Source organism: Duganella margarita (assembly GCF_009857535.1).
Lineage (GTDB): Bacteria > Pseudomonadota > Gammaproteobacteria > Burkholderiales > Burkholderiaceae_D > Rugamonas > Rugamonas margarita.
Genome location: NZ_WWCS01000009.1, coordinates 169114 through 182716, shown reverse-complemented (window position 1 = coordinate 182716; position 13603 = coordinate 169114). Strand labels below are relative to the sequence as shown.

Sequence of the window (13603 nt, the reverse complement as noted above, 5' to 3'; positions counted from 1 at the left end):
CGTGAGTTAGCGAGAAGAAACTTCGCGTGGACTATGAATTAAACGTGGAGTGTACGAAGGTCCCTCCCATCAGTCAAGGAATATGTCACCCTTATGACAAATTCTTATATGCAACAATTCCCGTTAAATAAGCGTCAGATGCCGGCAAATTGACGGAAGTAAATGAGGAACATAGGCGCGGCGGGGAAGAGTGCGTACAATCCTGCTTTTGCGTAGTGATTGAGGAATAGCAATATGAGCAGCCCCGCCATCGACCGCGATGTGGTCATCGCCGATACCGTCCATTGGCTGGAAAAGGCCGTCATCGGCCTGAACCTGTGCCCGTTCGCCAAGAGCGTGCACGTCAAAAAACAAGTGCGTTACGTGGTCAGCGAGGCGGAAACGCCGGAAGAGCTGCTGGAAAAGTTGATGGAGGAGCTACAGCATCTGGCCGATACCGATGCGGAAAAGATCGACACCACGCTGCTGATCCACCCGAACGTGCTGACCGATTTCTTCGACTACAACGAATTCCTGGACGTCGCCGACGCCGCGCTGGAAGACCTGGGGCTGGACGGTTTCCTGCAAGTGGCCAGTTTCCACCCGCAGTATCAGTTCGACGGCACCGACCTCAGCGACATCAGCAACTATACCAACCGCTCGCCGTATCCGACCCTGCACCTGCTGCGCGAAGACAGCATCGACCGCGCAGTCGAGGCCTTCCCGGAAGCATCGGATATTTTCGACAAGAATATCGAGACGCTGGAAAAACTCGGTCACGACGGCTGGGACAAACTCATGGAAAAGCCATGAGCGACCTGCCGGTCCGCCCGGACACGCCGTGCGTGGCAGTCTGCTCGACCACCTTTGACGAAATCTGCCGCGGCTGCGGCCGTTCGGTGGTCGAGGTGGCGCACTGGGTGTCGATGACACCCGAGGCCAAGGAAATCGTCTGGCAGCGCATCCTGGCGCAGGGCTACCCGCGCCGGAATACCTAGCCGGCGTCATTCCCGCGAAGGCGGGAATCCATGGAACGCACGCTCAGCACAGACTCCCGCCTGCGCGGGAGTGACGATTAATACGAACCGATAAAGTCTTTCTTGCCGATTTCCAGGCCGTTATGACGCAGGATGTCATACGCGGTGGTGGCGTGGAAGTAGAAGTGCGGCAGCGCGTAGTGGAACAGATAGGTCTGGCCGACGAAGTGCTTGGTCTTCTCGCCGCTGCCGGTGGTGATGGCGCGCGCTTCGCTGCCTTCGATCTGCGCCTGCGGCACGCTGTCGATATACGCCAGCGTCTTGGCGATGCGCGCTTTCAGGTCGGCAAACGTTACTTCCTTGTCTTCATACGACGGCACTTCCTGGCCACCCAGGCGGGCCGCTGCACCCTTGGCGAAATCGCAGGCGATCTGGATCTGGCGGGTGAATGGCAGCATGTCCGGGAACAGGCGGTATTGCAGCAGCGCGTTCGGGTCGATTTTCTTGTCGGCGGCGTGCGCCTCGGCCTTGTCGAGGATGGCGCTCAGGCTGTTCAGAATCTGCTTAAACACAGGAATGGAAGCGGTGTACATCGAGAACGTGGTCATGGGGAATTCCTATGTGTGGGAAAAGAGCCGCGATCATAGCGCGCCTGTGGGATTTTTGCCGGTTCTGGCACTTTTTTTGCATATTTGCGTAGATATTCCGTGCATAATTCCTACTAAGTAACAACCTCAGACTGACGATGCAAATTAACCAATACGCTGTGCCGGTGCATGACTAGCCCGCTTTACCAGAAACTCCACGCCCGCCTCAGTGCGCTGTACGGCCTGTCCATCTATGGCGCCCTGCTACTGGTGGTATTTGGCGGTCTGGTCATCCCGGCGATTATCGGCAGCTATCTGCTGATCGGCGTGCATGAGCAGCAATCGGCGCGCGTGGCGCTGAACGAGTCGTTGCAGCGCAACGCCGACATCCTGGCGCTGGGCATGCAGGAATCCCTGTGGAATATGAATGCCGAATCGGCTCACTCGCTGGTCGAGTCGGTGATGCGCGACCGCTCGGTGCTGCAGGTGCAGGTGGTCGGCCAGGCCGACACCCAGTTCATGCACGTGCGCTCGCCGCGCGTGGCCAGCGGTAACGTTTATCGTGCCGACCGCGAAATCCTGGTGCGCGGTGAACGCATCGGCCGCATCATGGTGGAAATGGATGATGCCCGCAGCCAGCAGGAGCTACGCGAGAAGCAGCTGTCCTACGTGTTCGTGCTGGCGGCGCAGCTGACCGTGTCGTTGCTGCTGATCGTGCTGTTCCTGAATGCCCGCCTGATCAAACCGCTGCGCAAGCTGATGCGTTTCTCCGACCGCCTGTCTCACGGCGACTTTGAAACCCGCCTGGACGTCACCGGCAGCGATGAACTGGGCCGCCTGGCGCAGCAGCTGGAGCAGATGCGGGTGGCGATCAAGCGCCTGTTCGAGGACATCGGCCAGCGCGAGGAACGCTTCCGCACCATCGTCACGCAGGTGCCGGGCGCGGTGTTCCGCTTCCGTCCGGACGGTCCGATTGATTTCGTCTCCGACGCCATCGCCGACATTTCCGGCTACACGGCGGCGCAATTCATGCGCAGCACCACCCATTCCTGGACCAATCTGATTGCGCCGGAAGACCGCAAGAAGCAGCGCCGTGTCATCGCTCAGGCGATCAGCGACGGGCAGCCGTACGAAATCGAATACCGCATCCAGGACGCCGCCGGCGCGGTGCGCTGGGTGCAGGAAAACGGCCAGCCGCAGCCCTCCGAGGCCGACCGCGATGCGCCATGGGTGGACGGCATCATCTCCGACATCAGCCAGCGCAAGCACAACGAGATGCGCATCGAGGCGCTGCTGGCCGAGCAGAGCGCGATTCTGGACAACGTGATGTTCGGCGTGATGTTCGTGCGCCATCGGACCATCGTCTCGGTCAATCGCCGCTGCGAAGAACTGTTCGGCTACGAGCCGGGCGCGATGACCGGCGCCTCGACCTCGATCGTCTTCATGACCGCGTTCGACTACGAATCGGCCGGCGCGCGCCAGTATCCATCGCTGGCGCAGGGCGACTACTTCAGCGAAGAGCGCCAATACCGCCGCAAGGACGGCAGCACCTTCTGGTGCATGGTCAGCGGCTGTGCGCTGGACCAGAGCCGCGCCAATGAAGGCAGTATCTGGGTGTATGCCGACATCACCGCGCGCAAGGAAGCGGAAGAAAAACTGCGCCTGTCCGCCACCGTCATCGAGCACATCGCCGACGGCGTGGTGGTGCTGGATGCGGAAGGCACCATCGTCGCCGTCAATCCGGCCTTCACCCAGATCACCGGCTACACCGAGGCCGAGGCGATGGGCCGCGACCGCACGCTGACGCGCTCCGGCCGCCACGAACAATCGTTCTACGAAGAGATGTGGCAGGAGCAGCTGGACAAGGGCTTCTGGCGCGGCGAGCTTTGGAGCGTACGCAAGAACGGCGAGCTGTATCTGGAATTTCTGACCGTGAGCGCGGTGCGCGACACGCGCGGCCGCGCCACCCATTACGTCGGCGTGTTCAGCGACATCACCAAGGCCAAGGAGTCGCAGGAAAAGCTGGACCACCTGGCGCATCACGATCCGCTGACGGCGCTGCCGAACCGCCTGCTGTTCCACGACCGCTTGCAGCACGCCTTGCTGCGCGCCGCGCGCGATGGCGAACAACTGGCGCTGCTGTTCATCGATCTGGATCGCTTCAAGAACGTCAATGACACGCTGGGTCACCATATCGGCGACGAGCTGCTGAAGCAAGTGGCCAAGGCGCTGCAAGACCGCCTGCGCGAAGGCGACACGCTGGCGCGCCTGGGCGGCGACGAATTCATTGTGCTGCTGGAGAATATCGAGAACCAGTACGGCGCCAGCCAGGTTGCCGAGAAACTGGTGCAGATGTTTGAAGAGCCATTCATGGTGGCCGGCCACGAATTGTTTGTCACCTGTAGCGTGGGCATCTCGCTGTTCCCGGACGATGCGGCCGACCTGAATATGTTGATCCGTAACGCCGACGTGGCCATGTACCAGGCCAAGGCGCGCGGCCGCAATGGCTTCAGCTTCTACGCGCCGTCGATGACCGGTGAGGGCGTCGAGCGCCTGCGCCTGGAGACCTTCCTGCGCCGCTCGATAGAGAAGGACGAAATCTTCCTTAACTATCAGCCGCAAGTGGAAATCGACACCGGCCGCCTGGTGGGCGTGGAAGCGCTGGTGCGCTGGAACCATCCGGAGCTGGGCCTGATCCCGCCGATCCGCTTCATTCCGCTGGCCGAGGACACGGGCTTCATCAACCAGCTGGGCAAGTGGGTGCTGCACGAAGCCTGCCGCCAGATGGTGCGCTGGCAGGAGGCCGGCCTGCATGTGCCGAAGATCGCGGTCAATCTGTCGGCCAAGCAGTTCGAGCGCGGCTCCATCGTCAACATGGTGGCCGACATCCTGCGCGACACCGGCCTTGAGCCGCAGCGCCTGCAGCTGGAAGTGACCGAGTCGGTGATCATGAACACCGGCGACGCGATGGTCTTCATCAACGACCTGCACTCGATCGGCGTGGCGCTGGCGATTGACGATTTCGGCACCGGCTACTCGTCGCTGGCCTACCTGAAGCAGCTGCCGGTGCAGACGCTGAAGATCGACCGCTCCTTCATCAAGGACATCTCGACCGACGTCAATGACGAAGCGATTGCCATTGCGATTATCCAGCTGGGCAAGAGCATGAACCTGTCGGTGATCGCCGAAGGCGTGGAGACCGAAGAACAGGCGGCCTTCCTGCTGCGTCATGGCTGCAATCTGGCGCAGGGCTACTTCTACAGCCGCCCGGTGGCGGCGGATGATATGCTGGAACGCTGGCAAAAATAAACACCAAGCAGGAGACGTTTATGCAGGGAGCGAAAAAACCATCGCGCCGCCGCTTTATCTTGGGCGGCCTGGCGGTGGGTGGCGCATTGGTGGTCGGATGGGGCGTCATGCCGCCGCGCCAGCGCCTGAACGGCAGTCATGCACTGCCGCTGGATACCGACAGCGTGGCCTTGAACGGCTGGGTGGGCATCGGCAAGGATGGCAGCGTGACGGTCGCCATGCCGCGCAGCGAAATGGGGCAGGGCGTGTACACCGCCTTGCCGATGCTGGTGGCCGAGGAGCTGGATGTGCCGCTGTCCACAGTGCGCCTGGTGCAGGCTCCCATCGATAAAATCTTCGGCAATATCGCCATGCTCAAGGACGGGCTGCCGTTCCATCCGGATGATACGGGACGCCTGAAGTCCACCGTCAGCTGGGTGGTGGGCAAGGTCGCGCGCGAACTGGGATTGATCATTACCGGCGACTCGTCCAGCGTCAAGGACGCGTGGGAGCCGATGCGCGAAGCCGGCGCCACCGCGCGCGCCATGCTGGTCGCCGCTGCCGCCGCCGAGTGGTCGGTCAGCGCGGCGGACTGCCGCACCGAGGACGGCCACGTGCTGCATGCGGATGGCCGCAAGCTGGCCTATGGCGCGCTGGCCGTGAAAGCCGTCAACGCCCAGCCGGGCGAGGTGCGCCTCAAGACGCCGCAGGAATTCAAATTGATCGGCAAGCCGCAGCCTCGCCGCGACACGCCGTCCAAGGTAAATGGCACGGCCATCTTCGGCATCGATGCGCGACCGGCCGGCATGCTGTATGCGGCGGTGCGCATGTCGCCCGTGATCGGCGGCACGGTCGCCAGCGTGAACAGCGCGGCGGCGTTGAAGATGCCGGGCGTGATCAAGGTGGTCGACTACTCCGCCGCGCTGACGGAAAAGACCGGTGCCGGTGCGGGCGTCGCGGTCATCGCCAAAAGCTACTGGCAAGCCAGGCAGGCCGCGCTGGCATTGGAGATCCAATGGAACGACGGCCCGCTGGCCAGGCTATCCAGTGACGCCATCTACGCCGACTTTGCCGCCCGCCTCGATAAAGAAGACGGGCACGCCTACTACCAGGCCGGCGATATGGATGCGGTGGAGGGCAAGGCCGCCGGCGTCGCCAAAACGTTGAAGGCCGAATACCGCGCGCCGTACCTGGCGCATGCCGCCATGGAGCCGGTTAACTGCACCGCGCAGGTCAAGGACGGCAAGGTGCACGTCTGGGCGCCGACGCAGTCGCCGGGATTTGCGATGGAGGTGGCGGCCAAGGTGGGCGGTGTCTCGGCCGATAAGGTGGTGCTGGAAGTGACCATGCTGGGCGGCGGCTTTGGCCGGCGGCTGGATGTGGATATGGTGGCGCAGGCGGTCGCTATCGCCAAACAGGCGGACGGCTACCCGGTGCAGATGATCTGGTCGCGCGAGGACGACACCACGCACGACGTCTATCGCCCGGCGGCGCTGGCGCGCTTCAGCGCCACGCTGGATGCAGCGGGCAATGTGCTGGGCTACGACAATAAGTCGGCCAGCGGCTCGATCGGCCACCAGTTCTTCAAGCGTAATCTGGGCCTGCCGGCCGGTGGCCCGGACAAGACCACGGCCGAAGGCGAATTCGATATGCAGTACCACTTCGCCAACCAGCGCATCCGCCACGTGATCGTGGACAGCGCAGTGCCGCTGGGATATTGGCGTTCAGTGGGCCATTCGCATAACGCCTTCTTCAAAGAGAGCTTCATCGACGAACTGGCGCATGCGGCGGGCAAGGATGGCGTGACGTTTAGGCGCGACCTGCTGGCGCAGCACCCGCGCCATCTGGCGGTGCTGAACGCGGCGGTGGCCAGGGCCGGCGCCGCGCCGGAGGGCCGCGCGCATGGCGTGGCGCTGCACCAGTCGTTCGGCACCATCGTCGCGCAAGTGGCGGAAGTGTCGGTGGAGGGCACGGAGATCCGTGTGCACCGCGTGGTGTGTGCGATTGATTGCGGGCTGGCGGTCAATCCCAACATCATTGCGCAGCAGGCCGAATCGGGCGTGATCTTCGGCTTGTCGGCGGCGCTGTTTGGTGCGGCCACCATCAAGGATGGCAAGATCGAGCAGAGCAACTTCCACGACTACCCGGTGGTGCGTCTGAACCAGGCGCCGGAAGTGGAGACCATTATCCTGCCAAGCAGTGCGCATCCGGAAGGCATGGGCGAACCGGCCACGCCGCCGGTCGCGCCGGCCGTTGCCAACGCTGTCTTCAAGCTGACCGGCAAGCGCCTGCGCAGCCTGCCACTGACACTCTTATAAGGCGTTGCGCAGCAGGGAGCGGAGATTGCAGTTGCGCTGCCAGTCGGCGCGCTCGCTGTTGTTGATGATCAGTTCCTGCAGTTCTTCGTCGCTCTGCGCGGTGGTTGATTGCACCAGGCGGTGGGCGACGCCGACGTCCGGCAACATGGTGCCGAAGAAGGCTACCAGTTCGTGGTGCTGGATCAGCAGGGTGGGGAAGTTTTCCACGTCCAGATCGCCGACCACGTCCGCCTGGTCTTCGATGTCGATCCAGATCAACAGTTTGTCTGGATGGCGCGCCGCCAGTTCGTCGAAGGTGGCACGGTAGGATTCGCAGGTGCCGCACCAGGCGGCACACAGGCAGGCGACGATCCAGCGGTCGCCGGCCAGGGCGGCAGCCACTTCTTCGCGGTTTTCGGAATTCAGGGTCAGGCTAGGCATTGGTGTGGTCGGATCAGGGCGTGCTCGGCCCAAAAACGGTATTCTACATGCCCGCGCGGGGTCGCGCCTGCCAGCGCGGCGGGTTAAAATACGGCATGCCTATTATTCTTGCCATTGAAACCTCGTCCGAAACCGCTTCCGTCGCACTGCTGCGGGGCGAAGACGTCCTGAGCCGCGTCTCCAGCGGCGTGCGTACCCATTCCCAGGCCGTGTTGCCGATGATTCAGGAGTTGCTGGCCGAAGCCGGCATCAGCTTGCCGCAGTGCGATGCGATCGCCTTCGGTTCCGGCCCCGGCTCGTTTACCGGGGTGCGCACTGCGTGCGGCGTGGCGCAGGGGCTGGCTTTCGGCGGCAAGCTGCCGGCCGTACCGGTGATGACGCTGGATGCGATGGCATTGGCCTGTCATCAGCAGCATGGCGCCAACGAGGTGCTGGCGGTGCTGGATGCGCGCATGGGCGAAGTCTACTGGGCGCAGTATCGCTTTGACAATGGCGTGCCGGTGACGGTGCTGCCGCCGGTGTTGTCGGCGCCAGCCGATGTCCAGCCGCAAGGTACGCCGGTAATGTGCGGCAATGGCTTGTCGGCGTATGCGGAGGCGTTTCCGGCCGGCGGCTTTGCCGGGGTGATGCCGCATGCGGCGCAGATCGCGCGGCTGGCGGCGATTGCGTTTGCGGCCGGTCACACGGTGACGGCGGCCGAAGCGCAACCGCTGTATCTGCGTAACAAGGTCGCCTACACCCAGGCCGAGCGCCGCGATATGGCGGCCGCGAAGGAAAGCGGCGCATGACGGCGCCGGTCTGGGATCTGGCGCGGCTCAATTACGAGCCGATGCAGGCGTCCGACCTCGACGAGGTATTCGCGCTGGAGCAGAGCGTGTATCCGTATCCGTGGACCATGGCCAATTTTGTCGACTCGCTCAACAGCAATTACGAGGCGTGGGTGCTGCGCGAGCGCGATGGTCATCTGCTCGGTTATTTCCTGTTGATGGCGGTGGTGGACGAGTCGCATTTGCTGAATGTGGCCGTGTCGGCCGAGAAGCAGGGGCAGGGCCTGGGGCGGTTTTTGCTGAACCAGGCGGTGGCTTGTTCGCGCGGGCTGGGCATGGAGTCGGTGTTGCTGGAGGTGCGGCCATCGAATACGCGGGCGTTGCAGATTTATGAGCGCTATGGATTTAAACAGATCGGCCGCCGCAAGGGTTATTACCCGGCGGCCAACCAGCAACGCGAGGACGCGATTGTGATGCGGTTTCAGGTATGAGTCAGTCGTCGGCACGGAGCACGGCCTTCCTGCAGGAGATGGGAGTTGGCGTGCAATGGAAATTGCGCAATGGGGCGGTAGAAGCTGAGGGGGATGCGTTCGTCTCGGCGGTGCAGGCGTTGGCGGATGGCTGGCCAGAGGAAGATGCGCCATCGGCGGTCGCGCCGGCTGCCGTGGTGCCGGCGGTTACCGCGCCCGCGCCGCAGCTTGTCGCGCAGGCAGTCGCCGTGCCCGCGCCCGCACTGCGCGTCGCCGCACCGGCTGCGATGCCGCCTGAGCCGCCCGCAGTTCACCGCGCGACGCCACCCGAATCGCATGCCAGCGCTGCGGCAGGCGCTCCAGCCATCGCCCGTGCGGCCCCGCCGGTGCAGCCGCCCGCAGCGTCCGCCGCCAGGTCTGACGACGATTCGATGGCCTGGTTCGACGATGCGCCGGTACCGCCGGTCGCGCCGCGTCCAGCGCCCGCACCAGCAAAGCCTGCGGCCCGCGCTGCGGCGCCGGTGGAAGCCGAACCGGCGGGCGAGGACACCGCCTGGTTTGATGACGCGCCGATGCCGCCGCCGTCCGCCACGCCATCGCGCTCGGCCGCTAACGCAGCTGCGGATGCATCACTGTCGGAAGCCGCGCCATCGCGCTTCGGCAACGCAACCGACACCGCCGCCTCGCCGTCGGCCTCGGCGCCATCGGATCTGGCCGTCGCCTCACACGCGGCGTCCGAGCTGGCTTCCACGCCAGTCAGCGACGAAGCCATCGCCGGCATGGACTGGCCGGCGCTGCAAGCCGCTGTGTCCACATGCACCCGCTGCCCGCTGTGCGAGACGCGCATTGCCGCCGTCAACGGCCGTGGCGCCGAACGCGCGACCTGGATCGCCATCGCCGCCGCGCCGTCGGCAGCCGACGAGCAGGACGTGCAAGCCATCACCGGCGAGGCCGGCCAGCTGCTGCACAACATGCTCAAAGCCATCGAGCTGAAGCCGGACACCGACGTCTACATCACCAACGTGGTCAAATGCCGTCCGCCGGAGCGCAACCCGAGCGGCGACGAAGTTATTGCCTGTCGTCCGTATCTGGAGCGCGAACTGGCGCTGACCGGCGCCACCATGGCCATGACCTTCGGCCAGTTCGCCGCCAAGGGCCTGATGATGGGGCCAGCCGCGCGCGGTAAGGTGATGCACTATGGCGCCAACCAGCTGCCAGTAGTTGCTACCTATCATCCTGACGATTTGCTGCGCAAACCGGAAGACAAAGCCAAAGCCTGGGCCGACCTGTGCCTGGCGAAAGCCAGTCATGGCTGACCAGCCGCCCGGCGCGCCAGCCTCGCTGCCGCCGGGCGATGTCGCCGCCGGGTCCGGAGTGCCGGCCGTGAGCTACCAATCGCTGTTCGAGGGCCGTTGGCCCCAGCTGACCAATCCGCACGTGCGCGCACTGGCGTGGCTGCTGGGGGCGCCTGATTTGCTCGATCCCGCATCGCCGTACTGGCAAGGCCGCATCGCCACGCTAGGCGCGATCTCTCCGGGTACGCAGGAATGGCTGAACGCGCTGGAGCACGATCCGTCGCCGCTGGAGGCCGCCCTGGGCAGCAAGCACTACTCCCGCCTCGGCCTGTACGCTGAAAAGCTGATGGCCTTCTACTTCGCCGAGCAAGGCCAACTATACGCCCACGGCCTGCAAGTCCGCGCCGACCGCACCGACACCATCGGCGAATTCGACTTCCTGCTGCACGAGGGCGATCAATTGGTCCACATCGAATTCGCCACCAAGTTCTACCTGTTGGACGGCGCGGACAACCTCAACGGCCTGATCGGCCCCAACCTGGCCGATACGCTGGGTCTGAAAATGCGCAAGATCTTCGACAAGCAACTGTCGCTGTCGCAGCATCCGGTGGCGCAAGCCTTGCTGCCGCAGCCGGTCGCCCGCGCGCAGGCGCTGGTCAAAGGCTGGCTGTTCTATCCGGACGGCGTCCAGCCGATGCCCGGCATCTCGCCACAGCACTGCCATGGCTTCTGGATGACGCAAACGCAGGCAGCGCAAACCCTGCCGCCGCAACGCTACGCCATCCTGCCGCGCCTGCAATGGCTGGCGCCGTTGAAGACGTCCGCCGCACAAAGCGTGGACCGCGCAGGGATGCTGGCCGCCATCGCCGGACAGGAGGTGCCGGTGATGATCGTCGCCTTGCGGGAAAAAGGGGAGTGGCTGATCGAGGAGCGCCGGGGCTTTATCGTCCCCGACGGCTGGCGCGCACAGGCCGCGCAGCGCCGCCATGACGGCGTGCTGCCTGCCTAAGGCTTAGTGCTTGGCTTCACCGATCAGCGCGACCGAATCGAACTCGCGCTGATTGCGCTGGTGCTTGCGCAGGATGTACAGCATGGTGCCAGCCAGGAACAGGCCGAACAGCAGGATGATGATGTCGAGGTTCAAATGCGCGCGCAGCATCAGTGAGTACACCGCCAGCATCGTCAGGATCGACAGATTTTCGTTAAAGTTCTGCACCGCGATCGAATGGCCGGCGCTCATCAGCACGTGGCCGCGATGCTGCAACAGCGCATTCATCGGCACCAGGAAGAAGCCGCCCAGCAGCCCCACCAGCACCAGCAGCGGATAGGCGAGCTTGACCGAGTGCACCATGGTCATGCTCATCACGATCACACCCATGGCGATGCCGACCGGAATCACCGTCAGCGACTTGCGCAGCGACACAAAGCGCGCCGAAATCACCGCACCCAGCGCCACGCCGATCGCCACCACGCCCACCAGACTGGTCGACTGCTCATAGCTCAGGTGCAGCGTGCGGCTGGCCCATTCCAGCACGATGAATTGCAGCGTCTGCGCAGCGCCCCAGAACAGCGTGGTCACGCCCAGCGAAATCTGGCCGAGCTTGTCTTTCCACAGCATGCTGAAGCAGTTGGCGAAATCGGTGATCAGCTTGATGGGGTTGCGCTCCTGGTGGCCGTACTTGCAGCCGGTGTCCGGAATCCGCGTATTGAACAGGGCCGCCAGCATATAAATGCCGACCACCACGCACAGCGCGGCCTGGGTCGGCGTCTCGATGCCGGTGTCGATCAGCGGCATGTCGAAGCCCAGCAGCATCGATGACACGCGGTCGCCGACCAGCGCGCCGCCCATGACGGTGCCGAAGATGATCGAAATCACGGTCAAGCCTTCCACCCAGCCATTGGCCGCCACCAGTTTTTCCGCCGGCAGCAGTTCGGTCAGGATGCCGTATTTGGCGGGCGAATAGACGGCCGCGCCGAAGCCGACGATGGCGTATGCCAGCAGCGGATGAACGTGGGCGAAAATGAGCAGGCAACCGCCAACCTTGATCAGGTTGGAGATGAACATAACCTTGCCTTTGGGCATCGAATCGGCAAAAGCGCCGACAAATGCAGCCAACAGCACATAAAAGAGGGTAAATGAGAGCTTCAGGAGCGGCGTAATCCACCCCGGAGATTTCATGTTTACCAGCAGGTCGATCGCAACAAAGAGCAGCGCATTATCCGCCAAGGACGAAAAGAACTGCGCTGCCATGATGGTATAGAAACCACGATTCATTCTGGGATAGCCTGGAAAACTTATCTGGCTTGCTTTATACCATGCTTTGATCGTAACCCCCAAGAATTGAGCGGTGCACACTGGGCCGCAGGCGGTAAAATAGCGCCTTCGTTTACTCTGTAGAAATGCGTCGTATGCCGAGGCCGATCTTAGCAACTATTCACGTGGATTCCATGAAGCAGAACCTGGCGCTGGCCAAGGCCAGAACGCCTGGCGCCAAGGCCTGGGGCGTGCTCAAGGCCAATGGCTATGGCCACGGCCTGGAGCGCGCGATGCGCGGCTTTGCCGCCGCCGATGGCCTGGCGCTGATCGAATTCGACAACGCCGTCAAGCTGCGCGAGCTGGGCTGGACCAAGCCGATCTTGTTATTGGAGGGTTTCTTCGGTCCGGAAGACTTGCTCACCATGGCCGACCACGATTTGCAGGCGGCCGTGCATTGCGACGCGCAACTGGCGTGGCTGGAAGCGGCGGCGCCGCAACTTGTCGCGCGCGGCGTCCGCTTCGACCTGCATCTCAAAATGAACACCGGCATGAACCGTCTCGGCTTTACGCCCGAGGCGTTCGCGGCCGCCCATGCGCGACTGAGCGCGATTGCCTGTGTCGGCAGCATCACGCTGATGACGCACTTCGCCAATGCCGACGAGATCGACCACCCGCTGCTGCCGATCGGCGAGCAGCTGCGCCGCTTCGAGCGCGGCGCGGCCGGCTTGCCGGGTGCGCGCAGCCTGTCCAATTCGGCCGGCGTGCTGCTGCATGCGGATTTGAAAACCGACTGGGTACGTCCCGGCATCATGCTGTACGGCGGCACGCCGGGCGGCGGCACCGCCGATGAATTCGGCTTGCAGCCCACCATGACGCTCAGCAGCGAGATCATTGGCGTGCAGGACATCGCCGCCGGCGAGGTAGTGGGCTACGGCAGCCGCTTCAAGGCCGATGTGCCGATGCGCGTCGGCGTGGTGGCGTGCGGCTATGCCGACGGCTACCCGCGCGTGGCGCCGGCCGGCACGCCGGTGCTGGTCGATGGCGTGCGCACGCGCCTGGTTGGCAGGGTGTCGATGGACATGCTGACCGTCGACCTGACCGAGTTGCCACGGGCCCGTCTCGGCAGCAAGGTCACGCTGTGGGGCCGCGGCTTGCCGATCGACGAGGTGGCCAATGCCGCCGACACCATCGGCTACGAGTTGATGTGTGCACTGGCGCCGCGCGTGCCGGTGGTGGAAGGTTAAG

12 protein-coding genes are annotated in these 13603 nt (G+C 63.8%); 9 read left to right on the top strand and 3 right to left on the bottom strand.

The genetic code is table 11. From position 1 onward, the window contains the following. The first annotated feature begins 234 nt into the window (after positions 1-234). A complete protein-coding gene (locus GTP55_RS15880) occupies positions 235-792 on the top strand; it encodes a DUF1415 domain-containing protein (protein ID WP_161045838.1) in 558 nt (185 codons plus the stop codon). Continuing rightward, a complete protein-coding gene (locus GTP55_RS15875; protein WP_110848442.1) occupies positions 789-977 on the top strand; it encodes a DUF1289 domain-containing protein in 189 nt (62 codons plus the stop codon). The genes GTP55_RS15880 and GTP55_RS15875 overlap by 4 nt, the downstream gene beginning before the upstream one ends. A gap of 77 nt (positions 978-1054) precedes the next feature. Here GTP55_RS15875 and GTP55_RS15870 read toward each other — a convergent pair whose 3' ends face one another. Continuing rightward, positions 1055-1564, bottom strand: coding sequence for a DUF1993 domain-containing protein (locus tag GTP55_RS15870; protein WP_161045837.1), 510 nt, complete (start codon positions 1562-1564; stop codon positions 1055-1057). A gap of 168 nt (positions 1565-1732) precedes the next feature. Between GTP55_RS15870 and GTP55_RS15865 the strand changes: the two genes are divergently transcribed. Beyond that, complete coding sequence (locus GTP55_RS15865; protein WP_161045836.1) at positions 1733-4852, top strand: bifunctional diguanylate cyclase/phosphodiesterase; 3120 nt, start codon at positions 1733-1735, stop codon at positions 4850-4852. Between the two features lie 20 nt (positions 4853-4872). Continuing rightward, complete coding sequence (locus tag GTP55_RS15860; protein WP_161045835.1) at positions 4873-7149, top strand: xanthine dehydrogenase family protein molybdopterin-binding subunit; 2277 nt, start codon at positions 4873-4875, stop codon at positions 7147-7149. Here the strand turns inward: GTP55_RS15860 and GTP55_RS15855 are convergent. After that, positions 7144-7569, bottom strand: a complete 426-nt coding sequence (locus GTP55_RS15855; protein ID WP_161045834.1) for a thioredoxin family protein — start codon at positions 7567-7569, stop codon at positions 7144-7146. The genes GTP55_RS15860 and GTP55_RS15855 overlap by 6 nt on opposite strands. Positions 7570-7664: 95 nt before the next feature. On the opposite strand from GTP55_RS15855, the gene tsaB reads away from it, so the two are divergent. The 4 genes from tsaB to GTP55_RS15835 are packed head-to-tail and all read left to right on the top strand — an operon-like array spanning position 7665 to position 11110. Further along, on the top strand, positions 7665-8357 hold the full coding sequence (gene tsaB, locus GTP55_RS15850; RefSeq protein WP_161045833.1) for a tRNA (adenosine(37)-N6)-threonylcarbamoyltransferase complex dimerization subunit type 1 TsaB: 693 nt from the start codon (positions 7665-7667) through the stop codon (positions 8355-8357). Beyond that, positions 8354-8827, top strand: a complete 474-nt coding sequence (gene rimI / locus GTP55_RS15845) for a ribosomal protein S18-alanine N-acetyltransferase (RefSeq protein WP_161045832.1) — start codon at positions 8354-8356, stop codon at positions 8825-8827. The genes tsaB and rimI overlap by 4 nt, the downstream gene beginning before the upstream one ends. A 50-nt stretch (positions 8828-8877) precedes the next feature. Then, positions 8878-10122: a uracil-DNA glycosylase gene (locus GTP55_RS15840; RefSeq protein WP_371868361.1), complete on the top strand. Its 1245-nt coding sequence runs from the start codon at positions 8878-8880 to the stop codon at positions 10120-10122. Continuing rightward, positions 10115-11110: a DUF1853 family protein gene (locus GTP55_RS15835; protein WP_161045831.1), complete on the top strand. Its 996-nt coding sequence runs from the start codon at positions 10115-10117 to the stop codon at positions 11108-11110. The genes GTP55_RS15840 and GTP55_RS15835 overlap by 8 nt, the downstream gene beginning before the upstream one ends. Positions 11111-11113: 3 nt before the next feature. Here the strand turns inward: GTP55_RS15835 and lplT are convergent, their stop codons facing one another. Next, positions 11114-12376 (bottom strand): lysophospholipid transporter LplT, encoded by a 1263-nt coding sequence (lplT, locus tag GTP55_RS15830; RefSeq protein ID WP_161045830.1) that lies wholly within the window; start codon positions 12374-12376, stop codon positions 11114-11116. Between the two features lie 134 nt (positions 12377-12510). Here lplT and alr point away from each other — a divergent pair, with 134 nt between their 5' ends. Continuing rightward, complete coding sequence (gene alr, locus GTP55_RS15825) at positions 12511-13602, top strand: alanine racemase (protein ID WP_161045829.1); 1092 nt, start codon at positions 12511-12513, stop codon at positions 13600-13602. Position 13603: the final 1 nt, after the last annotated feature.